Annotated in this window: 24 protein-coding genes; 12 read left to right on the forward strand and 12 right to left on the reverse strand. The window is 69.1% G+C overall.

Translation table 11 applies throughout. The features are described from left to right. The first annotated feature begins 154 nt into the window (after positions 1-154). A complete protein-coding gene (locus MLGJGCBP_RS31470; protein WP_160100523.1) occupies positions 155-2299 on the forward strand; it encodes an N-acetylmuramoyl-L-alanine amidase in 2145 nt (714 codons plus the stop codon). 31 nt (positions 2300-2330) lie between these two features. Here the strand turns inward: MLGJGCBP_RS31470 and MLGJGCBP_RS31475 are convergent, their stop codons facing one another. Genes MLGJGCBP_RS31475 through MLGJGCBP_RS31485 form a run of 3 tightly spaced genes read right to left on the reverse strand, consistent with a single transcriptional unit; the run spans position 2331 to position 4699 of the window. Then, on the reverse strand, positions 2331-3152 hold the full coding sequence (locus tag MLGJGCBP_RS31475; RefSeq protein ID WP_072938619.1) for a Cof-type HAD-IIB family hydrolase: 822 nt from the start codon (positions 3150-3152) through the stop codon (positions 2331-2333). A 44-nt stretch (positions 3153-3196) separates the two neighbouring features. Next, complete coding sequence (locus tag MLGJGCBP_RS31480) at positions 3197-3928, reverse strand: lysophospholipid acyltransferase family protein (RefSeq protein ID WP_160100525.1); 732 nt, start codon at positions 3926-3928, stop codon at positions 3197-3199. Positions 3929-3937: 9 nt separating this feature from the next. Next, positions 3938-4699: a lysophospholipid acyltransferase family protein gene (locus MLGJGCBP_RS31485; RefSeq protein ID WP_087561201.1), complete on the reverse strand. Its 762-nt coding sequence runs from the start codon at positions 4697-4699 to the stop codon at positions 3938-3940. Between the two features lie 89 nt (positions 4700-4788). Here MLGJGCBP_RS31485 and MLGJGCBP_RS31490 point away from each other — a divergent pair, with 89 nt between their 5' ends. Together MLGJGCBP_RS31490 and MLGJGCBP_RS31495 are read left to right on the forward strand one after the other, a co-directional pair. Further along, on the forward strand, positions 4789-5625 hold the full coding sequence (locus tag MLGJGCBP_RS31490) for a hypothetical protein (RefSeq protein ID WP_160100527.1): 837 nt from the start codon (positions 4789-4791) through the stop codon (positions 5623-5625). Between the two features lie 99 nt (positions 5626-5724). Continuing rightward, complete coding sequence (locus tag MLGJGCBP_RS31495; protein WP_160100529.1) at positions 5725-7272, forward strand: Rieske 2Fe-2S domain-containing protein; 1548 nt, start codon at positions 5725-5727, stop codon at positions 7270-7272. Between the two features lie 78 nt (positions 7273-7350). Here MLGJGCBP_RS31495 and bfr read toward each other — a convergent pair whose 3' ends face one another. The 4 genes from bfr to MLGJGCBP_RS31515 form a co-directional block, all read right to left on the reverse strand. Next, positions 7351-7836 (reverse strand): bacterioferritin, encoded by a 486-nt coding sequence (gene bfr, locus MLGJGCBP_RS31500; RefSeq protein WP_072938629.1) that lies wholly within the window; start codon positions 7834-7836, stop codon positions 7351-7353. A gap of 90 nt (positions 7837-7926) precedes the next feature. After that, on the reverse strand, positions 7927-8109 hold the full coding sequence (locus MLGJGCBP_RS31505; protein ID WP_012691106.1) for a (2Fe-2S)-binding protein: 183 nt from the start codon (positions 8107-8109) through the stop codon (positions 7927-7929). Positions 8110-8200: 91 nt separating this feature from the next. Then, entirely contained in the window at positions 8201-9457 is a 1257-nt protein-coding gene (gene serS / locus MLGJGCBP_RS31510) for a serine--tRNA ligase (protein ID WP_087561198.1), read from the reverse strand. Between the two features lie 33 nt (positions 9458-9490). Continuing rightward, the gene (locus MLGJGCBP_RS31515) at positions 9491-9910 is read right to left on the reverse strand and encodes an ankyrin repeat domain-containing protein (RefSeq protein ID WP_160100531.1); all 420 of its coding nucleotides are present in this window, start codon (positions 9908-9910) and stop codon (positions 9491-9493) included. A gap of 81 nt (positions 9911-9991) precedes the next feature. Here MLGJGCBP_RS31515 and MLGJGCBP_RS31520 point away from each other — a divergent pair, with 81 nt between their 5' ends. The 5 genes from MLGJGCBP_RS31520 (at position 9992) to MLGJGCBP_RS31540 (ending at position 13928) form a co-directional block, all read left to right on the forward strand. Further along, on the forward strand, positions 9992-11098 hold the full coding sequence (locus MLGJGCBP_RS31520; protein ID WP_160100533.1) for a septum formation family protein: 1107 nt from the start codon (positions 9992-9994) through the stop codon (positions 11096-11098). A 1-nt stretch (position 11099) separates the two neighbouring features. Next, positions 11100-11450 (forward strand): metallopeptidase family protein, encoded by a 351-nt coding sequence (locus MLGJGCBP_RS31525; protein WP_087561196.1) that lies wholly within the window; start codon positions 11100-11102, stop codon positions 11448-11450. A gap of 150 nt (positions 11451-11600) precedes the next feature. Beyond that, a complete protein-coding gene (locus tag MLGJGCBP_RS31530) occupies positions 11601-11906 on the forward strand; it encodes a PE family protein (RefSeq protein WP_087561195.1) in 306 nt (101 codons plus the stop codon). 34 nt (positions 11907-11940) lie between these two features. After that, positions 11941-13137 carry a PPE family protein gene (locus MLGJGCBP_RS31535; protein ID WP_160100535.1) on the forward strand — a complete coding sequence of 399 codons (1197 nt, stop codon included), beginning with the start codon at positions 11941-11943 and terminating at the stop codon, positions 13135-13137. Beyond that, positions 13134-13928, forward strand: coding sequence for an ESX secretion-associated protein EspG (locus MLGJGCBP_RS31540; RefSeq protein ID WP_160100537.1), 795 nt, complete (start codon positions 13134-13136; stop codon positions 13926-13928). Before MLGJGCBP_RS31535 ends, MLGJGCBP_RS31540 begins: the two co-directional genes overlap by 4 nt. 1 nt (position 13929) lies before the next feature. Here MLGJGCBP_RS31540 and MLGJGCBP_RS31545 read toward each other — a convergent pair whose 3' ends face one another. From MLGJGCBP_RS31545 to MLGJGCBP_RS31560, 4 genes are all read right to left on the reverse strand, one after another. Further along, the gene (locus tag MLGJGCBP_RS31545) at positions 13930-15333 is read right to left on the reverse strand and encodes a lipase maturation factor family protein (RefSeq protein ID WP_160100539.1); all 1404 of its coding nucleotides are present in this window, start codon (positions 15331-15333) and stop codon (positions 13930-13932) included. Positions 15334-15416: 83 nt separating this feature from the next. Further along, on the reverse strand, positions 15417-16088 hold the full coding sequence (locus tag MLGJGCBP_RS31550) for a histidine phosphatase family protein (protein WP_160100541.1): 672 nt from the start codon (positions 16086-16088) through the stop codon (positions 15417-15419). Next, entirely contained in the window at positions 16085-17002 is a 918-nt protein-coding gene (pheA, locus tag MLGJGCBP_RS31555) for a prephenate dehydratase (protein ID WP_160100543.1), read from the reverse strand. Before pheA ends, MLGJGCBP_RS31550 begins: the two co-directional genes overlap by 4 nt. Positions 17003-17057: 55 nt before the next feature. Further along, positions 17058-17750 (reverse strand): hypothetical protein, encoded by a 693-nt coding sequence (locus MLGJGCBP_RS31560; RefSeq protein WP_160100545.1) that lies wholly within the window; start codon positions 17748-17750, stop codon positions 17058-17060. Positions 17751-17864: 114 nt separating this feature from the next. On the opposite strand from MLGJGCBP_RS31560, the gene MLGJGCBP_RS31565 reads away from it, so the two are divergent. The 4 genes from MLGJGCBP_RS31565 (at position 17865) to MLGJGCBP_RS31580 (ending at position 21531) form a co-directional block, all read left to right on the forward strand. Beyond that, complete coding sequence (locus MLGJGCBP_RS31565; protein WP_160100547.1) at positions 17865-18629, forward strand: DUF2470 domain-containing protein; 765 nt, start codon at positions 17865-17867, stop codon at positions 18627-18629. A gap of 35 nt (positions 18630-18664) precedes the next feature. Then, the gene (locus tag MLGJGCBP_RS31570; RefSeq protein ID WP_160100549.1) at positions 18665-19483 is read left to right on the forward strand and encodes a CPBP family intramembrane glutamic endopeptidase; all 819 of its coding nucleotides are present in this window, start codon (positions 18665-18667) and stop codon (positions 19481-19483) included. Between the two features lie 261 nt (positions 19484-19744). Further along, positions 19745-20956 (forward strand): LCP family protein, encoded by a 1212-nt coding sequence (locus MLGJGCBP_RS31575; RefSeq protein ID WP_236581473.1) that lies wholly within the window; start codon positions 19745-19747, stop codon positions 20954-20956. Positions 20957-20979: 23 nt separating this feature from the next. Beyond that, on the forward strand, positions 20980-21531 hold the full coding sequence (locus tag MLGJGCBP_RS31580; protein ID WP_143543148.1) for a ferritin: 552 nt from the start codon (positions 20980-20982) through the stop codon (positions 21529-21531). A 9-nt stretch (positions 21532-21540) separates the two neighbouring features. On the opposite strand, the gene MLGJGCBP_RS31585 is transcribed toward MLGJGCBP_RS31580, so the two are convergent. Beyond that, positions 21541-22165, reverse strand: a 625-nt coding sequence (locus tag MLGJGCBP_RS31585; RefSeq protein ID WP_236581474.1) for a lipase family protein, incomplete at its 5' end; no start/stop codon positions are given.

A 22165-nucleotide genomic window follows, 5' to 3' on the forward strand; every position in this document is an offset into this window, starting at 1 on the left:
AGTCTCAATGTAAGGTTGAGCGTTATGGACCTGTGTGACTAGTGTGGCAAGAGTGATTGGAGTTAGCAACAACAGTCGCTCCCGTCACACAAGCATCACGAGTTGCAGACACGCGAGGTCGCTCGCAGGAAACTACAACTGAGGAGAGTCCCCCTTGCCGCACCGTCGACCGAAGCCCTCGATCGTCCTCGGGGCTGTCGCCGCGCTGGCTGTCGCAAGTCCCGTTGCGGTCTACGGCATCAGTAGCGCACCCTCGGACATCCGATCCACGAACGAAACCTCCAACTCCGCCGTGTCCACCGAGATCGCGCAGGTAGTGCTGTCGCAGATCCCGGACATCGTGATTCCGCTGAAGGAACTGACCGGGCTGAACCTGCCGGACGTCAACATCGGCGACCTCCGGAACCTGAAGATCCCGCCGTACCTCCACATCCCCAGCAACGTGCAACTACCCGGCGGAATCCAGATCCCCAGCCTGCAGATCCCGCTGAAAATCCCCGCCCCGGGCGACGTCTCCGACCCCGCGATCCTGCCCCCGGCCGACCAGCAGCCCGGCGCGATCGTCAAGGAACTGTCCCGCGACACCCCGTTCAGCATGGTGGCGCTCACGTCCGAAACTCTCGCGTCCGCGGAGTCGAAGGTCCGTGCGCTGCAGGCCGACGGAACGTGGGGACAGTGGGTCTCCCCCGACATGATCGACACCCGCCGCACCGACAAGACGGCGTCGGACGGCAAGGTCGCCACCGAACCCGTCTACGTCGGGCTGACGAAGGCGATCCAGATCCTGACCCCCACCTCCGCACCCGCGCAGGCGGGCGCACCCGCGCCGGGCGCGGTTCCCGCACCGGCACCCGAAGCCCCCGCTCCCGCCCCGGCGCCCGCCGCTGACGGGGCGGCGCCGCTCGGGTACATCCCCGCCGCCGTCAACACGCCGCTGCGACAGCAGCCTGCCCGGGCGGGCGCCGACGACGTCACCGCCGTGCTCATCGAACCGGGCAGCAGCCCCGGCGACTCCACACTGAGCGACATCGCGAGCCCGCTCGACAGCGGCGGTCCCAAGGTGATCAGCCGCCAGCAGTGGGGCGCGGACGAGTCCATCCGCTGCCAGGACCCCGACTACGACGACTTCATCGGCGGTGCCACCGTTCACCACACCGCGGGCGCCAACGACTACTCGAAGGCCGAATCAGCCGAGATCGTCCGCGCCATCTACGCGTACCACGCGCAGACGCTCGGCTGGTGCGACATCGGCTACAACGCGCTGGTCGACAAATACGGCCAGATCTTCGAGGGCCGCGCAGGCGGTCTCGACCGTCCCGTCCAGGGCGCACACGCGGGCGGGTTCAACGAGAACACCACCGGTGTCGCGATGATGGGCGACTTCTCGTCCGAGGATCCGCCGCAGGCCACCCTCGACGCCGTCGGCAAGTTCCTCGGCTGGAAGCTCGGCAAGGCCGGACTCGACCCGCTCGGTGAGACGACGATGTACTCCGAGGGCACCGAATTCACCCCGTACGCGGAGGGTGAGGCCGTGGACCTGCCGGTGATCTTCGCGCACCGCGACGTCGGCAACACGTCCTGCCCGGGCGACGCGGCGTACTCGCACATGGACGAGATCCGGCAGATCGCGGCCGCCAACCTCAGCGGCGGCAACGCCTCACTGGCCTCGGACGCACCCTCGGGCCAGGCTCCGGCGCCGTCCGGCGGTCCGGGCACGGACGCCAGCGGCAGCCTCGGCGCCGGGATCCCCGCGCTGGTCACCGAACTGCTGCGGCTCACCGATCCGTCGCCGGTCGCCCAGAAGTGGGTCGCGGAAGGCGGCGACACCGGCAGGCTCGGCCAGGCCATCACCGGGCTACTGCAGGCCAAGGCCGGGAACTCCGGCGCAGAGTTCGCCAACGGCGCCATCTTCACCTCGCCCAACGGCGGCGTGTGGGCGGTCCTCGGCCAGATCTTCAAGACGTGGCAGAACCTCGGGGCCGACAACGGCGAACTGGGCCTGCCGACGAGTGACGAGTACACGATCCCGGGCGGTCTGCGCACCGACTTCGAGAACGGCTCGCTGATCTTCAACGAGCTCACCGGCATCGTCACCAAGGTGTTGAAGACGTACAACGACACCTACGCGGAGGCCTACAAGAACGGCGCCCCGGTCGATGCCGCGGCTCCCGTCGCACCGCCCGCGGACCCGGCACAGATTCCGCCGGCTCCCGCCGAGCCCGCTCCGGCACCGGCGCCTGCGCCCGAACCGGCTCCCGCGCCTGCTCCCGTCGAGCCGGCACCGGTTCCGGCCGGCTGACCGGGTTACTCCCTCTCGGGCGCTGGTGGTCTCAGGACCACCAGCGCTCGAGTACTTTCGCGACCCCGTCGTCCCAGTTGGTGGCCGTCACCTCGTCGGCGGCGGCCTTGGCGTCGGGGTGCGCGTTCTCGACGGCGACACCGCGGCCCGCGAGGTTCAGCATCGGAATGTCGTTGGGCATGTCACCGAACGCCACGATCTGCGACGCCGTCACGCCGAGCCGTTCCGCGACCAGCGCGAGACCCGACGCCTTCGTGATGCCCGCCGCCGACAGTTCGATCAGCCCGTTGTCGGTGGAGAACGTGACGTCGGCGCGGCGCCCGATGTGCGGCGCCAGCGCGTCGACCATCGCCTGACTGGACATTTCCGGCACCCGGATCAGCAACTTCACCGCGGGGGCCGCGACGACCTCGTTCTCGGACATCTCGGTGTTGTCGGGGTTGAGCCAGGCGTGCTGGTAGCCGGGGGAACTGACGAACTGCGGTGTCGCGGCGTCGTGGGCGCTGACGCCGACCCGCTCGGCCGCGAGACCGGCGCCGGGCAGCACGTCGAGCGCGATCGCCGACAGCCAGGTGAGGGTGTCCACGTCGAGGGTCGCGGCACTGAGCACGCGGTCGCTGTCGCTGTCGTAGATGACGGCGCCGTTGGCGCAGACGGCGAGCGGTGCGTAGCCGAGGCCCTCGACCACGGGATGGATCCAGCGCGGGGGCCTGCCGGTGGCCAGCACGAAGGGTGTCCCCGACGCGACGACCGACGCGACGGCGTCCCGGGTGCGGGCGCTGATGCGCTCGTCCTCCCCGATCAGGGTGCCGTCGACATCGGACGCTACAAGGCTCGGTCGGTCTGGGCTCACCCAGCCATTCTGCCTGCCGGGCCCGCGGCGCCGCCGGGCGGCCGTTACCGGGACCGGCGTTCCTCCGCCTCGCGGCGGTCCATCTCGGCGGCCTCCTCGATGGTGGGCGCACTGCCGCCGAGGCGCCGCGGCACCCAGTCGGCGCCCGCCGGGTGGTCGAATCCGTCCTGCACCCGGCGCAGGATCGCGTCCATCTCCGTGTGCAGCGTCGCGGTGAGGGCGTCCGCCGGTTCCCGTGGCTCGATCGGCCGTCCCACCTCGACGGTCACCGGGAACCGATGCCGCCCAAGATTTTTCGGTCTGCCCTTCGTGGCGATCCGCTGGGCGCCCCACACGATGACGGGCACGATCGGCACCCCGGCGTCGAGGGCCATGCGCGCCGCACCCGACTTCAGTTCCTTGATCTCGAAGCTCCGGCTGATGGTCGCCTCCGGGTACACACCCACCAGTTCGCCCTCGCGCAGTCGCTCCACCGCGGCGAGGTAGGCGCCCGCGCCCGCGGTCCGGTCGACCGGGATGACGCCGCATCCGCGCATCAGGAACGCCATCACCCTGTTGTTCGCGAGTTCGGCCTTGGCCATGAGCCGCAGTTTGCGGTCCACCGCACCGACGGCCAGGGCCAACTGGACGAAGTCCAGGTACCCGGTGTGATTGACCGCGAGCACCGCACCACCCTCGGCGGGGATGTTGTCCAGGCCGACCCGCGTCATCCTCAGCCCCTGGAACAGGGACAACGCCTTGGCCGCCGACTCGACGGCCGTGTAGACAGGCTCCACCGCCACCTTCTAGCTACCGGTACCGGTCTCCTTGGCCCGACGGGACTGCGCCTTCGCCTCGGCGTCGGCGGCGTCCATCTTGTTCGCTTCCTCGAGCGTCGGCGCGCTGCCGCCGAGGCGCGCGGGCACCCAGTACTCGCCGGCCGGGTGCTCGTACCCCTGCTGGAGGTCGGCGAGCATCGCCGTCATCGTGGCGTGCAGCTTCTCGGTCAGCTCGGATGCGGGCTCGAACGGCTGGATCGGCTCACCGACGGCGATCGAGATGGGAGTGTTCGTGCGGCCCAGCCGCTTCGGAAACCCCTTGGTCCACACCCGCTGCGCACCCCAGATGACCATCGGGACGATCGGCACGTCCGCCTCGATCGCCATGCGGGCGGCACCCGACTTGAATTCCTTGATCTCGAAGCTCCGGCTGATGGTGGCCTCCGGATAGACGCCCACCAGTTCGCCGCGACGCAGGAAGTCGACGGCGGCCTTGTACGAATCCGAACCCGCCGACCGGTCGACGGGAATGTGCTTGAGCGCGCGCATGATCGGGCCCGAAATCTTGTTGTCGAACACTTCCTTCTTCGCCATGAAGCGCACGTAGCGCTTCACGCTGCGGACCGGAAGTCCGGCGTAGGTGAAGTCCATGTAGCCGGTGTGATTGATCGCGATCACCGCCCCACCCGTCGCCGGAATGTGCTGATCACCCTTGACCGTGAACTTCAGCCCCTCGAGGGTGAATACGGTGCGGGCGATGCCGATGACGGTTCGGTAGACGGGTTCCACAATCGGCTAGCGTAGCCGGGTATCCGCGATCTGGCCCGCCGTCGGGGACGGACATTGGGTGGGGAGTCGAGAGAAAGGGCGCGCTGGAGATGGGTGTCAGGGGCAGGAGGGCGCTCATCGCGCCGGTCGTCGCGGTGATCCTCGGGGCGGGAGTGGCGTGCGATTCGCAGTCCGGCATCCCGACGGAGGAGCCCCCGGCCGACACGATGTCCGCGCCCACCTCCGCCACCTCGGTAGCGGAGCCCACGACCACCACACCGCCCGCCCTTGTTCCGCAGGTGGTCGTCGGTGAGGTGCCCGGCAACCCCGCCGCGGTCGACTCCGTCCGTGCCTGGGCCACCGACCTGCTCACCAGGCCCGCCGCCGTCCCCGCGAAATGCTGGACGCTGCCGGCCGCCCAGGCCGCCGACCAGTACGCCGACACGGCCGCGATCCTCGGGGCGCTCGCGCAACCCGGCCTCGACGGGCAGTTCGCGGTGTCGTGGACGGGGGGCGGCACGACGGTGTCCGTCAAACGCAGCGAGATCGCGTCCGGCTACGCCTGCCCGCACGTCCACCCTGCCGGGACCGTCGACTTCTACACCCCCGCCGACGCCGAATACGCGGTCACCCGGTTCCTGTCGCGGGAGTCCGGGGCGCCGGTGAACCGGGCGGACACCGAGACCGCCTACCCGCTGATCTGCCCCGGCCTGAGCCCGTGGGACCCGGCGGGCACGGGCGCGGGTGGCCTGCCGCCGCTCCGGCTCGACCCGGACGTCCTGGCCGGGACCACGGCGTTCGCCGCCGACGCGATGACCGCCACCCCCGTCCGCGGCGACTACCTGGACGTGTCCGTTCCGGTCACCGACGTGTCCGGTGTGACCGTCATCAAGCAGATCACGCTGTCCATCGGACCCGACGGTTATTGCCTGGGTGAAGTGACCTGACCGCACGTGAGTGGCACGGTGTGCTGGAGCGCGCATTGTCACTCACCTGGGGGGAACGCCTACCCTGGAACAGTCGCTCAGCTCCCAGGAGGCATACCAGTGCAGGTCACCAGCGTCGGACACGCCGGATTCCACATCCAGACCGAGGCAGGCTCGATCCTGTGCGATCCCTGGGTCAACCCCGCGTACTTCGGGTCCTGGTTCCCGTTCCCGGACAACACGCAGCTCGACTGGGACACCCTCGGCAACTGCGACTACCTGTACGTGTCGCACCTGCACAAGGACCACTTCGACCCGGAGAACCTGGCCAAGCACGTCGACAAGGACGCGACCGTGCTGCTCCCCGACTATCCGGTACCGGACCTCAGGCGTGAGCTCGAAGCGCTGGGCTTCCACAAGTTCTTCGAGACCGAGGACTCCGTCAAGCACAAGGTCACCGGACCCAAGGGTGACCTGGACATCATGATCATCGCGCTGCGTGCGCCCGCCGACGGTCCGATCGGCGACTCGGGTCTCGTGGTGTCCGACGGCGAAACCACCTGTTTCAACATGAACGACGCCCGGCCCGTCGACATGGACGTCCTCCACGACGAGTTCGGCCAGATCGACATCCACCTGCTGCAGTACTCCGGGGCCATCTGGTACCCGATGGTCTACGACATTCCGACCAAGACGAAGGCCAACTTCGGCAAGCAGAAGCGTCAGCGCGGCATGGACCGCTGCCGCAGTTATATCGAGCAGGTCGCGGCCACGTGGGTGGTGCCGTCCGCCGGACCGCCGGTGTTCCTCGACGACGCATTGCGCTACCTCAACGACGACCGGGGTGACGAGGGCAACATCTTCCCCGACCAGATCACGTTCCTCGAGCAGATGCGGATTCACGGCAACGACGGCGGCATCCTCATGATCCCGGGGTCCACCGCGGACCTGAAGGGCGGCGAGCTGACGCTCACGCACCCGATCCCGGACGCCGAGGTCGACAAGATCTTCTCCGACAAGGCCGCGTACATCGAGAGCATGGCGCAGCGGATGGCGCCGGTCCTCGCCGCCGAGAAGGCCACCTGGGCGCCCGCCGAGGGGGAACCGCTGCTCGAGGCACTGAAGGCGAAGTTCGAGCCGATCATGAAGCAGTCCGACCTGATCTGCGACGGCATCGGCTACCCCGTCGGCCTGGTGATGGGCGACGAGACCGTCGTCCTCGACTTCCCGGCGCGCACCGTCCGCCCGCGCGGCGAGAAGGACGGCAAGTACCGGTACGGCTTCCGCATCGCCCCCGAGCTGGTCCGCACGGTGCTGCGCGACGACGAGCCCGACTGGGTGAACACCATCTTCCTGTCCACTCGCTTCGAGGCGTGGCGTGTCGGCGGGTACAACGAGTTCCTGTACACGTTCTTCAAGTGCCTCACCGACGAGCGCATCGCGTACGCCGACGGCTGGTTCGCCGAGGCCCACGACGACTCCGCGTCGATCGAACTCGGCGGTTACGAGATCCAGCGTCGCTGCCCGCACCTGAAGGCGGACCTGTCGAAGTTCGGCGTCGTCGACGGCACCAACCTGACCTGCAACCTGCACGGCTGGCAGTGGGACCTCGAGTCGGGGCGCTGCAAGACGTCCAAGGGGCACGAACTGCGGTCCGCCAAGCTCTGACCGCGCCGGGCGAATGTACCCTTCGGCGCACCCGAGGCGTCGAAAGGTACGTTCATCCTGCGGCGGGTGTCACCCGGGCTATCCGACGGTCGGTGGCTGATCGACGAGCTGGGCCATGTACAGCTGGTCGCCCATCTTGTCCATCAGCTCGATCTGCGTCTCCAGATAGTCGATGTGATCCTCTTCTTCCTTGAGAATCCCCTCGAGCAGCTTCGCGGACGTGGCATCGCCCTTCTCACGGCACATCTGGATGCCCGGACGCAGGCGTTCGACGACCTCGACTTCGATGGAGAGGTCGGAGTGGAACTGCTCGCGCAGGTCCTGTCCGATGCGCAGCGGCAGCAACTTCTGATAGTTCGGAAGCGCTTCGAGGAACAGGATCCGGTCGGTGAGGATCTCGGCGTGCGTCATCTCTTCGATGGACTCCGCGCGCGTCTTGTCCGCGAGTTTAGTGAAGCCCCAATTGGCTTGCATCTTCGAGTGCAGGAAGTATTGGTTGATCGCGGTCAGCTCACTGGTCAACTGTTCGTTGAGAAGAGCAATGATCTCGTCGTCGCCACGCATGACTTCTCCGTTCGCCCCGGTTGAGGCGAACGTACCACTGGCGTTACGCCTGTGAGCCGAATCGCGGGATTCAGTTGTGAGGCAGCTACGTCACGCGGCCGTGCTACCGACGACCGTCCGCTCGCCCAGAATCTCCTTCAACCGATCGACGCACGTTCCACATCCCCAGCCGGCGCCGCAACGCTCGCCGATCGCATCCGCGCTGTCGGCCCCGGCGGCACAGTGCTCATGCACTTCGTCTTCCGTCACGGCCTTGCAGATGCACACGAACATGTGGAGCTCCTTACCAACGAGATTAGGTAAGGGTTACATCATTCTGCCGTTCGCGCAAGGGTAGCCTTCCCAAAATCTCAGGAAAGCGCATTCACGGTTTCAGAACATCCGTCCCGACGAACGGCACGAGCGCCTCAGGAACCCGCACGGTGCCGTCGGACTGCTGGTGGTTCTCCAGGATGGCAACGATCCACCGAGTGGTGGCGAGGGTGCCGTTGAGGGTCGCGGCCGTCTGCGGCTTCCCGTTCTCGTCGCGGTACCGCACCCCGAGGCGACGTGCCTGGAACGTCGTGCAGTTGGACGTCGATGTGAGCTCGCGGTACGCCTGCTGCGTCGGCACCCAGGCCTCGCAGTCGAACTTGCGGGCCGCCGACGACCCCAGGTCGCCGCCTGCCACGTCGATCACGCGGTACGGCACGTCGATGGCGGCGAGCATGTCGCGTTCCCACGCGAGCAGGCGCTGGTGCTCGGCGTCGGCGTCCTCGGGCTTGCAGTAGGTGAACATCTCCACCTTGTCGAACTGGTGCACCCGGATGATGCCGCGGGTGTCCTTGCCGTAGCTGCCCGCCTCGCGGCGGAAACACGTCGACCAGCCGGCGTACCGCTTGGGGCCGTCGGCGAGGTCGAGGATCTCCCCCGAGTGGTACCCGGCCAGCGGGACCTCGGACGTGCCGACGAGGTAGAGGTCGTCGTCGGCGAGGTGGTAGATCTCGTCCGCGTGCGCGCCGAGGAACCCGGTTCCCGCCATGATCTCCGGTCGCACCAGCACCGGCGGGATCATCATCTGGAAGCCGTTGGCCATCGCCTTCTGCGCGGCCAGCTGCAGCATTCCCAGCTGCAGCATGGCGCCGAAACCGGTGAGGAAGTAGAAGCGGGCGCCCGAGACCTTCGCGCCGCGCTCCATGTCGAACAACCCCAGCGACTCACCCAGCTCGACGTGGTCCTTGGGTTCGAAGTCGAACGCGGGGATCTCCCCGACCGTCTCGAGGGTGACGAAGTCGTCCTCACCGCCCGCGGGGGCGCCGTCCTGCACGACGTTGGAGATCGCCCGGTGCGCGGCGTCGAGCGCGGCCTGCGCCTCGTGCTGCTCGGCCTCCGCCTGCTTCACCTTGGCCGCGAGTTCCTTGGATCCCTCGAGCAGCGCCGGACGCTCCTCCGGGGACGCCTGCCCGACCTTCTTGCCGAACGCCTTCTGCTCGGCACGCAGGTTGTCGCCGGCGAGAACGGCGGCGCGACGGGACGCGTCGGCCTCGAGCAGCGCGTCGACCAGGGCGGGATCTTCGCCACGGGTGCGCTGCGATTCGCGGACGGCGTCGGGGTTCTCGCGGAGGAACTTCAGGTCAATCACGGCTTCAAACCCTACCGGGCGCCGCGGAGCGGCTCATTCCGGTTTCGGTTCCAGCAGGGTCAGGAGGTCCTCGCGGCCGAACATCCGGGCGGCGTCGACGGCGGTCGGGTGGCCTGCCTTGGCGTCGGCGCCACCGGCGACGAGGGCCCGCACCACGGTGTCCTCGCCCTTGAACAGCGCCCCTGCCAGCGGTGACTGTCCCTTGTCGTTGAGCCGGTCGACGTCGGCCCCGCGGTCGATCAGGACCTGAACGGCCTCGGCGTGACCGTGGTAGGCGGCCAGCATCACCAGCGTGTCGCCGTTCTGATTGGCCAGGTTCACCGGGACACCCGCGTCGAGGTACGTGGCGAGGGACACGGCGTCGCCGGATCGTGCCGTGTCGAACACGCGCCCGGCGAGCTCCTGCAGTTCTGGGTCCACCGGCTCGGCGGAGCGTCGAGAGTCGTCACTCATGGTGATCGAAGTTACGCCGGGTTCGAGCCGATTGCGGGAGTTGTTCTGCTTCCTCGATCGGAACAGGCATTATGGAAATCGATGTCCTCAGATCAGTCGAACGGCGCCGACCCCCAGCCGCAGAATGCCGGGCAACCGGAGAAGGCGCCCCGCAGCATGTCCGCGACCACGACGCGTCGCGCGCTCGCGGCCGTCGCGGCAGGTGCCGTGGTGGCGGCGATCGCCACGGTCGCGATCGCCGGCGGTTTCAACCGCAGCGAGAACCTCCCCGCGCATTCGCCGGGTGCCGGACCTCAGGTGACGGGTTCGGCGGAGGGCGACGCGTTCTCTTCGGCGACGGCGGGCGACTGCCTCGACTGGACGCCGTCGAACGACCCCCAGGAAGACCGGAAGGACGTCGCGAAGGTCGACTGCGCGGACGAGCACCGGTTCGAGGTGGCAGCGCCGCTGGATCTCAGCGTGTATCCGGGCGCCGAGTTCGGTCCGGGTTCGCGTTACCCGGGTGCGCTGCGGTTCGCCGCGCTGCGGGACGAGCACTGCGTGCCCGCCGTCGACTCCTATCTCGGCGCGAAGTTCGATCCGTACGGCAAGTTCAGTGTGGGCCTGATGTTCCCCAGCGAATCCGGCTGGGCGGCGGGCGAACGCACCCTGCGGTGCGGCCTCCAATTCTCCAGCACGGCAGGAACGTTGCTGCCGTTCACCGGGAAGGTGGCCGAGCAGGACCAATCCAACATCTGGGACCCGGGCACGTGCATCGGGATCAATCAGAACGTGCCGACCGATCCCGTCGACTGCGCGCAACCCCATGCCTTCGAAGTGATCTCCGTCGTCGACCTGGCCACCCAGTTCCCGTCGTCGATGCCGTCCGTCGAGGATCAGGACAAGTATCTCGAGGGTGTGTGCACGCAGGCCGCCAACGAGTACCTCGGTTCCGCCGACGCGCTGCGGAACAAGACGCTCACGCTGTTCTGGGACAACCTGGAACTCGACAGCTGGCTCGCGGGCAGCAGACGGGTGAACTGCTCGGTCGGCAAGGAGACCGACGCGGGCGGCTTCTCGACCATCACCGGTTCGGCGAAGGGCGAGATCCTCATCAACGGCGCCGCACCCGTGCCTCCGCCGCCGGTCCCGGAGGGCAGGTCCATGCCGACTCCGCTCCCCGGCGCGGCCCCGCCCCCCGGGAACTGATGTGGCGGTGAGCATGACGCCCGACCGATTCGAGGAATTGGTGGGCGACGCACTCGATCTGATCCCACCCCGGCTCGCGGCCGCGATCGACAACGTCGTCGTCCTGGTCGACGACCGCAACGACGAGGACCCGTATCTTCTGGGCCTCTACCACGGGATCGCCCTGACGGAACGGGACAGTCATTACGGCGGATCGCTGCCCGATACGATTACCGTCTATCGCGACGCCATCCTCGAAATCTGCAGTTCGGAGGAGGAAGTCGTCCACGAGGTAGCCGTTACCGTCATACACGAGGTTGCGCACTACTTCGGGATAGAAGAAGATCGCTTGCACGAGCTCGGCTGGGGATGAACGGTTTTCCCGAGAAGAAATTTCTCGGGATCGGGGGGAACCGAAGAGCGCGGTGCGGCGTCCAAGTGTGTAGGGACAGCTGCACATGCAGTTCGTTTGCCGGGGGGCAACTGCCTTCCGCCTGCCTAGGTCAGAAGGAGTTCGACGCACATGCCAGATCTGCACGTCGCACCTGAAGCGCTCGTCGCCGCCGCCGTGGAACTCGACGCGCTCGCGGCGCGTCTCGAGACAGCGGTCGCTCTCAGCTCCGCGGCCATCCGCGTGCTCCCCTCCGGGAGCGAAGAGGTGTCCCTGCACGCGGCCGGTTACTTCAACACCGTCGCAAGCACGTTCACCCCCGCTGTAGCGCAGGGCATCCTCGAGATGCGCGAGACCGCGAACACGCTCCGCACCCAGGCCGCGTTGTATGTCGCCGAGGACGTCGCGCTCGGCGCGACCCTCGCTGCGGGCATGTGACGGCCGGCGCCTCGAAACCACCAGGAGATCAGACATGACCATGGGACTGACAGGTGTCATCTGGTTGCCCCGCGGGGCAACCGTCAACTCGACCACTCTCATCGCGGGCGCGGGACCGGTGCCGCTGAGCGTGGCGAGCGCGGCCTGGACGGCGCTGTCCACCAGCTTCGTCGACGCCAACCTCACGCTGGTCCGCGTGATGGCCGAACTCGCGGCCGGCTGGCAGGGTGTGTCCGCGGTCGCGGCACTCGCGAAGATCACGCCGTTCACGGTGTGGACGGCCGAATGCGCGGAACTCGCCGCGGACACGGCCGCGAAGGCGGGCCTCGAAGCGGGCGCGTACACCACCGCCGCGCTCATCATGCCGAGCATTCCCGAGATCGTCGCCGTGAAGACCGCGAAGGCCACCGCGTACACGACGGGTGGTGCGCTCAACGGCACCGCCGCGGCCGCGGAGGCCGCCGACCGTGCGATGGACATCCGCGCGGGGCTCGTGATGGAGGGTTACGAGGCCGCGTCGAACATCCTGGCGCTGAAACGCACCTACCGGCAGCCTCCTCGGATCGTCACCAAGGCCGATTCCAAGGAGGTCGGGAGTTTCGACGAAATCCCGTCCGACGGTGAATTCGATCCGACGCGCGCTGCCGCGGCCGCTCTGATGGCCGCGGGCCAGAACCCGGCCGTCACCACGGCCGCGTCGCAGGTCGGCAGCATCGCGGGCACCACCGTCTCCACCGCCACGTCGGCGGCGAGCAACATCGGTGGCGCGGCGTTGTCCGCGGTCACCGGTGGCGGCGCCGCCCCGATGATGGGCGGCGCGCCGATGCTGTCCGGCGGCTCGTACGGCGGCGGTTCCGCGTCGACCAGCGCCGCGGCGGCCCGTACCTCCGTCGGTGGCATCGCGGCCGGCGCGGCAGGCGGGGCGACGCTGCCCGAGGGCTGGGGCAGGGCCGACGGCGGCCAGGGCGCACGGCCCGGCGCACCGGCAGCCGCACCCGGCGGGGTGATCGGAGACGTTCGCGCCGACGTGAACCCGGCCGCTGCGGCGCGCGGCGGCACCGGTAGCGGACCGATGTCGGTCGGTCGCGGGGCGCGCGCGACCGGTTCACAGGACGACGACGAGCGGGAGACCCCCGACTACCTGAAGAACTTCGAGCACTTCTCGGACGGGCGCACGGTCATTCCCTCGGTCATCGGCGCGACCCCCGACCACCGGGAGTCCGGACGGTGATCGACCTGGGCACCCAGCAGGGCGTGCCGACCCTGCCGGCGGTGACCCTGAGCCTCGACGAAATGGATTACCTCGTCGACACGCTCGCGCTCGACGTGCTGCCGGTGGTGCTCGACGCCACCCCGCGGTACGACACGTACGACGCCAGGGACGCCGCGTTCCGCGGCGCCGCCGGCACCCTCGCCGCCCGGGATCTGCTCCCGGGCGGTGGGGTCCACGCCGAACTCGCCGACCGCCTGCGGGTTCTGGCCCGGCCGTTGTGGGAGATCGCCGTGCGCTGGTACGTCGACGGCAGCATCTCGAGACTGTGTGTCTCCCAGGGCGAGGCACTGTCGGTGCTGGCCCTGCGGGCCGGCGACCAGTACGTCGTCCAGGATGCGGGCGCCGACATCTTCGCGCCGGTGATCGGCGCGCTGGGGGCGGTGGAACCGTTGAACGTCGGCGTCGTCAACGCACCCACGGTCCAACTCGGCGAGGCCTTCGATCGGGGCGGGGACGGCAAGTCGCTCGCGGCCGCGCTCGCCGCGCTCGGTGTGCCCGCGGTCGACGCAACCGCTCTGGGCAACGCGATAGCCGGCTGCACCACGTACGCCGAGATCGTCGGAATCGTCTACGGCGACGGGCAATACGATCCGGTGGGCGGCCCGGTCACGGTGTTCGACACGGGGGCCGGGCGCATCGTCGGCACGTCCAGTGTGTCCGCGCACGGGGTGGCGTGGTCGTCGCTCAGCCCCGGCACCCCGCAACGTCTGCGGCAGGCGCTGGAGGCGCTGGCCGACCGGCTCCGCTGACCTACACCGGTTGCCGCTTCCACCACGCACCGGTCTCGCGGCGCTCCTTCCAGGTGGTGAACTCGTACCGGTACATGCGGGCACGCACGTGTTTCGGCGGCTGATCCGGGAACGGGTTGTACTGCAACAACTTCAGGGTGTCGGGGTCGTTGCGTAGCAGCCGCTCGACGAAACCCCGGAACCACGGTTCGGCGTAGCCGGGCGAGATCGCCGTGAACCAGAGCAGCCAGTCGAGCCGCAGGTGATACGGCGCGAACTGGCGCGGTCGCCGGTTGACGTCACCCGGTTTCCCCTTGAAGCCGTACTCCTTCCACTCGGAATGCACGCCGAGATGGGCGTCGGACGTGCCCTCCACGATCACCTCGTACCGCACCCGGGTGATGCTGCCGAACGCTCCGTATGTGTTGACGAAGTGCCATTTGTTGAACGACGCATTCATGCGCTGCCCGTGGGAGATCAGGTTGCGAATCGGCCAGTAGCTCAACACGACGACGAGCACGGTCACCGCGATCACCAGCGCGGCGAACGGGAGGGGCGCCGAGTCGCTGACCGCCGGGACGTCGACGGGCAGCACCGCCTCGTACACGCTGTCCGGGATGACGGACAGACCCAGCACGATGGTCGTCCAGTTCAGCCACGAGAAGTTGCCGCTCGCCACCAGCCACAGCTGGGTGACGATCATGATCGTCGCGGCGACGGCGGCGACCGGTTGCGGCGCGAACAGCCCGAACGGCACCACCAGCTGAGCGAAGTGGTTGCCGAGCACCTCGACCCGGTGCAGCGGCTTCGGCAGCCGGTGGAAGTACCAGCTGAACGGTCCCGGCATGGGCTGGGTTTCGTGGTGGTAGTACAGGCAGGTGAGGTTCTTCCAGCATCGGTCGCCGCGCATCTTGATCAGCCCGGCCCCGAATTCGAGGCGGAACAGCAACCACCTCAGCATCAGCAGCACCAGGATCGGCGGCCCGACCGACGCGTTGCCGAGGAAGATCGCCAGGAAACCCGCCTCGAGCAGCAGCGACTCCCAGCCGAAGCTGTACCAGAGCTGGGAGACGTTGACGATCGACAGATAGAGCACCCACAGGGCGAACCACACGAGCATGCACACGGCGAGCGGGACGACCTGCGTCAGACCGAGCAGTGCGGCGAGGGACAGCCCGGCGCCGGTCCAGCAGATGCCCTCGAAGAACCGGTCCGAGTAGTGCAGGTGGAAGATGCTCGGCGAACGCGTGAACGGGACGGCACGGAGAAACTTCGGGATGGGCAGCATCCCGGTGCTGCCGACGAGCGGCCGGAACTGGTTTCTCGCGGCCAGGAACGCGACGAGGTAGATCGCGGCGAGCCCCTCGGTGACGAGCAGCCGACCGAGCGAATAGTTTTCGCCAACGAACCAATCCACCGCCGTCACTCCTCGAGGACGGTTTCCTCCATCGTCGCGCAACCCCGGGGTACGCGCAACGACGCCGACCGGCGGCGATCAGGTCGCTGTTGTCACCCCACCGGGTCGTCGGCGCCGGGGATCACCCGGTGCTCGAACGGCGGCTCCACGGTTCCCCAGCGCACGCACTCCCAGCCGCCGCCCGCGAGCGGGGTCAACTCCACCGTCTGGGTGTTGGCCAGGTGGTTGTTGGCGGCGAACAGCCCGGGCACCCCGGCGAGTTGTGCTGCCACGAGCCGGATGGCGGCGCCGTGGCTGACCAGCACGACGTCGCCCGAGGCCGCCGGGTCGTCGAGGTACTGCTCGCGCAGGGAATCCACGACCGGGACGTACCGGTCGAGGATGTCGTTGGCGGATTCGCCGCCGGGAACCCGGGCGTCCAGTTCGCCGGTGTGCCACAGGTGGAACGTCTTCATGAACAGCTTGTGCGACTCCTCGTCGCTGCGGTCCTCGAGTTCGCCGGCCTGCGCCTCGTGCAGTCCTTCCCGCACCTGGACGGCGATGCCCGACGCGAGTTCCACGAACCGCGCCGTCTGCCGGGCGCGCAGTGCCTGCGAGGACACGAGGGCGGCCGTCGTCGCGCGTGCGGCGAGGTCGTTTCCGAGCCGCTCCGCCTGGGAGAGCCCTTCGGGTGTCAGCCGGGCGCCGGGCAGCCTCGTGTCGAGCCTGCGCTCGACATTCGCCTCGGTCTGCCCGTGCCGGACCAGGATCAGCTTGCCGCTCACGATTCCCTCTCTCCCTGCCGGATTCGTTCGATCCAGTCCGCCGCGTCTCCGTCGGACGGCGGGGGCGGACCGCTCGGGTTGGCGGCGGGCCAGGACCCGAGGAACCGCACGTGCGACTTCCGGTGCAGCGCACGGAACGCCTCGGCGACGAGAGGGTCGTCGATGTGCCCGATGCAGTCGACGAAGAAGCGGTACAGACCGGGGGTGGTGCGGACGGGGCGCGATTCGATGCGGATGAGATCGATTCCGCGCGTCGCGAACTCGGAAAGCACACCGACGAGGGAGCCGGGGGTGTTGTGGGGTTCGAGGACGGCGGAGGTGCGGTCGCCGCCCGTGCGTGCGGGCACCCGGGTGGGCCCGGTCACCAGAACGAATCGGGTGCGGGCGCTCTTCTCGTCGGCGACCCCGTCGGCGAGGCTGCGCAGCCCGAGCCGTTCGCCGGCGAGGGTGGTGGACACGGCGGCGTCGGCGAGGCCGTTCGCGACATCCTCGGCGGCACCGGAGTTGGAGGACGCCGTCTGGAGTTGGGCACCGGGGCAGTTCTCCTCCAGCCAGATTCGCACCTGACCGGCCGCCACCGGGTAGGCCCGCACGGTGCGCACCTGGTCGAGCCGTTCGACGCCCGCCCCGCCGAGGATGGTGAACGCCACGTCGAGTTCGGTCTCGGCCACGATCTGCAGGCGGTCGCCCAGCGCGAGCGTGTCGAGGGTGGGCACCACGGCCCCCTCGACGGAGCTCTCGATGGGGACGACGGCGCCGTCGACGACGCCGTCACGCACCATGGCCAGGGTGGCGGGCGGGCTTGTCGCGGCCACCCGTTCGACGGGCCCGTCGAAGGCACCCGCCGCCTCGAGCTGGGCGAGCGCCATCTCCGTGAAGGTTCCCGACGGTCCGAAATACGCGATCTTTGGCACGACTACGAGATTACGCACCGAGCGTTGACGGTCCGGCGCATTGACGGTGAATGTTTTACCGCAGACCCGCGTCCGCCAGCTCACGGGCGACGAGCACCGGGTCGTCGACCTCGACCCCGAGCAGGACCTCGCGGACGGCCTCCGCGGCCTCGGGGATCAGCGACGTGAGCCTCGTGGGATCCGGGGTCGCGAGCGCCGCCCGCACGTCGTCGCCGCGGAGCGACGCGACCGTCCCCGACAGCAGCGCGAGCACCTCGGCGGTGTCACGGGCCCGTGCCACGTATCCGACGTCGGCGTGCGCGAGGACGGCGAGGAAGTCGGCGACCTCGCCGATGGAGTGCCCGCTCGCGAGTCCCGGGATGCGGCCGGCGTCCGCGAGGTGCTGCGCCGTCTCGGCCAGGCCTGCGTCGTCGCTGCCGTCCGCGGAGACGAACACGGCGAGCGGGGACGGCAGCCGCAGCGCGACCGCGTCGCCGAGCTGGGCCGCCGGGCAGTCGAGGTGGAAGCGTACCGCTTCGTAGGAAGCCTGCTCGCGGGTGCGGAGAACGGCCGGGTCGACGTCGAGCCCCACGATCACGCGGCCGGCGTCGGTGCCGACGGCGTCGAGCAGCGCGGACGCCGCGACCACCCGCGGTCCAACTGCGCCACCGGCGGCCGGGCTCGTGTCCCCGGTCCCGCTGAGCAGATCCGCGAGCAGCGACTGCGGTCCGCGGGAGCGCGGGACACCGAGGGAAAGGGGTATGGCCACCGTCCCACCGTATGCCCGCCTCGTGGACCGGCGTGTTTTCGGGGTCTTGCCTCGCCGACTCCATCACATTAGGTTAGGGTTACCTCAGTATCGCGGAACCCTGAAGGAGGCTCCATGCCCGTCACGACCACCGGTCCGTCCACCGCCGAGCGTGTGCGTAGCTCGTGCGCACGGACCCAGGACGCGGTACTCGCCGTCGAAGGCAGCGCGCCGACCGTCACGTCGGTCCACCACCTCCGGTCCAGCGGCGACGTCGTCGTCGCGGTACCCACCGAGTCGGCGGCCGCCACGCTGTCCTGGCTCGCCGGCGGCGGCGGAATCCCGGCCGTGCTCGAACTGACCGACAACTCACCGCTCGCGCTGCGTGAGCCCGTGCGGTCGCTCGTCTGGCTGCGCGGCACCCTGCACGCGCTGTGCGAGGCACACACCCGAACCCTCGCCGACGAGGTGGCCTCCGAATACCCGCACCCCGGACTTCTCGACGTCGGGCACGATGCGACGCTGCTGCAACTGCGCCTCGAATCGGCGGTGGTCGCCGATTCGAGTGGCGCCGAACCCGTCGCCCTCGACGATCTGCTCGCCGCCCGGCCCGACCCCTTCTGGGAGATGGAGACGGCGTGGCTCCAGCACCTCGACGAAGACCACCGCGACCTCATCGACATGCTGTCCCGCAAACTGCCGCCGCACATGCGGCGCGGACGCGTCCGCCCCCTGGGCATCGACCGGTACGGACTGCGGCTGCGCGTCGAGAACGACCACGGCGACCGCGACATCTGGATGCCGTTCTCCGCTCCGGTCGACGACGCCGTCGCCCTGAGCAGGGCGATCCGTCTGCTGGTGGGATGCCCGTTCGTGAACGGGCTCCGCGCGCGCGGCTGACCCGGCCTTCGTCGCCGCACGCTAGCGTGTGCGGCGTGATCTCGCGCGCAACGCTCACGTCCTGGCTACAGCCGGCCGCACCCGAACCGGCCACGCCGGTGGCCACCGGCACCGAGCGCCGCGCCTTGTGGATCGAGATCACGATCGTCCTGCTCGTCACGTTCGGGACGAGCGGGCTGTCGGGACTGCTGTCGCTGACCGAGTCGCTGCTGACACCGGGCAACCTCGCCGACCAGGCCGTCGCCCTCAACGCCGCCCGCGCCGAGAACCAGATCATCGACGTCGCCCGGCAGCTGCTCGGCATCGTGAAACTCCTCTCATGGGCCGCCCTGGGGCTGTATCTCCTGTGGCGGAGCGGTGTCCGCCCACGCGACGTCGGGCTCGGCCGATTCCGCTGGCGCCCCGACGCGACGCAGGGTGTCGGGCTCGCCGCGCTCATCGGTCTGCCCGGGCTCGGCTTCTACCTGCTGGCCCGCGCGATCGGCGCCAACCTCACCGTCGTCCCCAGCACGATCGGGGACCACTGGTGGCGCCTGCCCGCCCTGATCCTGTGGGCGATCGCGAACTCCGGCGCGGAGGAAGTGCTCGTCGTCGCGTATCTGATCACCCGGCTGCGGCAACTCGGGTGGAGTGAGAATTCTTCGCTGCTGGCGTCGGCGCTGCTGCGGGGGACGTACCACCTCTACCAGGGATTCGGGGGCGGGCTGGGCAACGTCGCGATGGGTCTGGTGTTCGGCCGGTACTGGCAGAAGACCGGACGGTTGTGGCCTCTCGTGATCGCGCACGCCACCATCGATTCGGTCGCGTTCGTCGGCTACGCCGCGCTGCGAGGGCACGTCGGCTGGATTCCGTAATCCGGCCGGACCAGTAAAGTCGTGCGGGTGACCGGCGACGCCCCTTATCCTCCGCTGCCGCCCCGTCCGCCTCGGCGGACGCCGGGCGGGCAGCAGGTGCCGCCACCCCAGAACCGCCGCGTTCCGCCTCCTGACCAGCGAGTCCCTCCGCTAACGCGGCGAGTGCCGCCGCAGGGTCCGCCGCAACAGGGGCCTCCTGCGCCCCGCCCGCGACACCCCGCGCCGCGTCAGGGCCCTCCGCCGCCGCAGGAAGGCACCCAGGTGATCCGCCGCGACGGCCGTGGCGCCCCGCCGCAGCCCCAGCAGGCGTGGTCGCAGGCCCCGGAACCGCAGCTGTCCCGCTCGGCCCCGCCGCAGGGTCCGCGCGGCTACGCACCCACCCAGACGCCGCAGCCGTACCGCGACGCGCCACCACCACCGCCGCAATGGGTGCCCGACCGGCGTCCCCCGCGCACGCCACCACCCCCGCCGCCCGCACCGTCGCGGACCCCGGAGCCGCCGCAGCAGCGCAGGCCCCGGCGGCCACGGCACTGGGGGCGTCGCATCGGCATCCTGTTCCTGGTGCTGGTCCTGGCGCTCGCTGGCATGACCTACTACCTCGACAGTTCGCTGAACCGGATCGACGCGCTGGCCGACTACCCCGGCCGGATCGGCGACACCCCCGGCACGAACTGGCTGCTGGTCGGTTCGGACAGCCGCACCGGGCTGACCCCCGAACAGGAACAGCAGCTGTCGACCGGCGGCAACAGCGGCCCCGACCGCACCGACACCATCATCGTGGTGCACGTCCCCAGCGGCGGCGGCCCGGCGACGATGGTCAGCATTCCGCGCGACTCGTACGTGTCGATCCCCGGATACGGTGAGGACAAGATCAACGCGTCCTTCGCATTCGGTGGTCCGCAACTGCTGACCCAGACGGTCGAGGAAGCGTCCGGTCTGCACATCGACCACTACGCGGAGATCGGGTTCGGTGGATTCGCCGGCATCGTCGACGCGATCGGCGGCGTCGACATGTGCCTGGACACCGCCATCGACGACCCGCTCGCGGGGATCAACCTCGCGCCCGGTTGCCAGGAACTGGCGGGAGCGGAGGCGCTCGGCTTCGTCCGCAGCCGCGCGACCGCGCTCGCCGACATCGACCGGATGAACCATCAGCGAATGTTCATGGCGGCGTTGATGTCGAAGGCCACCAGCCCGGCGACGTGGCTCAACCCGTTCCGTGTCTGGCCGCTCGTCACCGACACCGCCGCATCGTTGCGGGTCGACGAGAGCGACCACATCTGGAATCTCGCCGCACTCGCCTGGGCGGTCAAGGGCGACATGGTCACGACGACCGTCCCCGTCGGCGGTTTCGAGGACGTCGACGGCTCCGGGAACGTGTTGCTCTGGGATCACGACCGGGCGTCGCAGTTCTTCGACGCACTGGCCAACGACCGTCAGGTCCCGGCCGAACTTGTCACCACCGGTCCGTGACGCTCGGCCGTAAACTGACATCCATGACGCAACCGGCGCCGAAAGCACCCAGCGAGTTCCATGCCCTCCTGCAGCAGCAGATCCGCAACGAATTCACCGCATCCCAGCAGTACATCGCGGTGGCCGTCTATTTCGACTCGCACGCTCTCCCGCAACTGGCTCGCCGCTTCTATTCGCAGGCCGCCGAGGAGCGCGGCCACGCGATGATGATGATCCAGTACCTGATCGACAACAACCTCGAGGTGAAAGTCACCGGCATCGACGACGTGGTCACCGATTTCGACTCGGTGCGCGCCCCCGTCGCACTCGCGGTGGAGCGCGAACGCGCCGTCACGGAGCAGATCACCAAGCTCGCCCGCACGGCCCGCGAGAGCGGCGACTACCTCGGCGAGCGGTTCATCCAGTGGTTCCTCGAGGAACAGGTCGAGGAGGTCTCGGACATGCACACGCTCCTGACGATCGTCGAGCGTGCCGGCGACAACCTGTTCGACATCGAGGATTTCATCGCCCGCGAGATGAGCGGGAACACGCCCGTCCGGCCGGGTGCGCCGAAGAGAGCGGGCGGCGGCGTCTGACCTGACGGGTCAGCAGCGGGTGGGCGCCGGTTCGCCGCGGAATCGTGCGGCCACGTATTCGTACGCGTCCGGAAAGCCCACCACTGCCGTCGTCATGTGCTCGGATATCTCGTACGGCACGAACGTCAGCCGGGCGCCGGCAGCGCAATAGCGGTGCGCGGTCTCCGCGATCGAATCGAACGGCGTCAGCCCGTCGAGGGTCCCGTGCCACAGGTAGAGGGGCGCGGTCGGAACACCCTCGAAGTAGCGCAGGCTGTTCTCGCGCAACACCTGGTGCGCACCCGAACTCGCCATGAGGCTGGTGGACGCGGCCAGCTGTCCCGCGCTGCGGAAGGCGCCGTGGAACAGCAGGAACCGGCGGCATTCGTTCGACATCCACTCGCGCAGCCACAGCCCGGTCTCGTTGAGCTGCGACGAGATCGGCAGCTGCTCCGGGTATTCGCGTTCCAAACCGATCGCGGCGGCGAACGCGAGCCCGAACCCCGGATGCGGATTGAACCCCAGACCCAGGGCCATCTGCTCGAGGTCCGCGGGAATCCCACCCGCCACCACCGCGTCGAGTTTCAGCTCCGGCGCGTAGGTCGGGGCCAGCGCCGCCGCCCACGCGCTGGCCATGCCGCCCCCGGAATAGCCG

This window comes from Rhodococcus sp. T7, assembly GCF_009872365.1.
In the GTDB taxonomy this organism is placed as follows: Bacteria; Actinomycetota; Actinomycetes; order Mycobacteriales; family Mycobacteriaceae; genus Rhodococcus_F.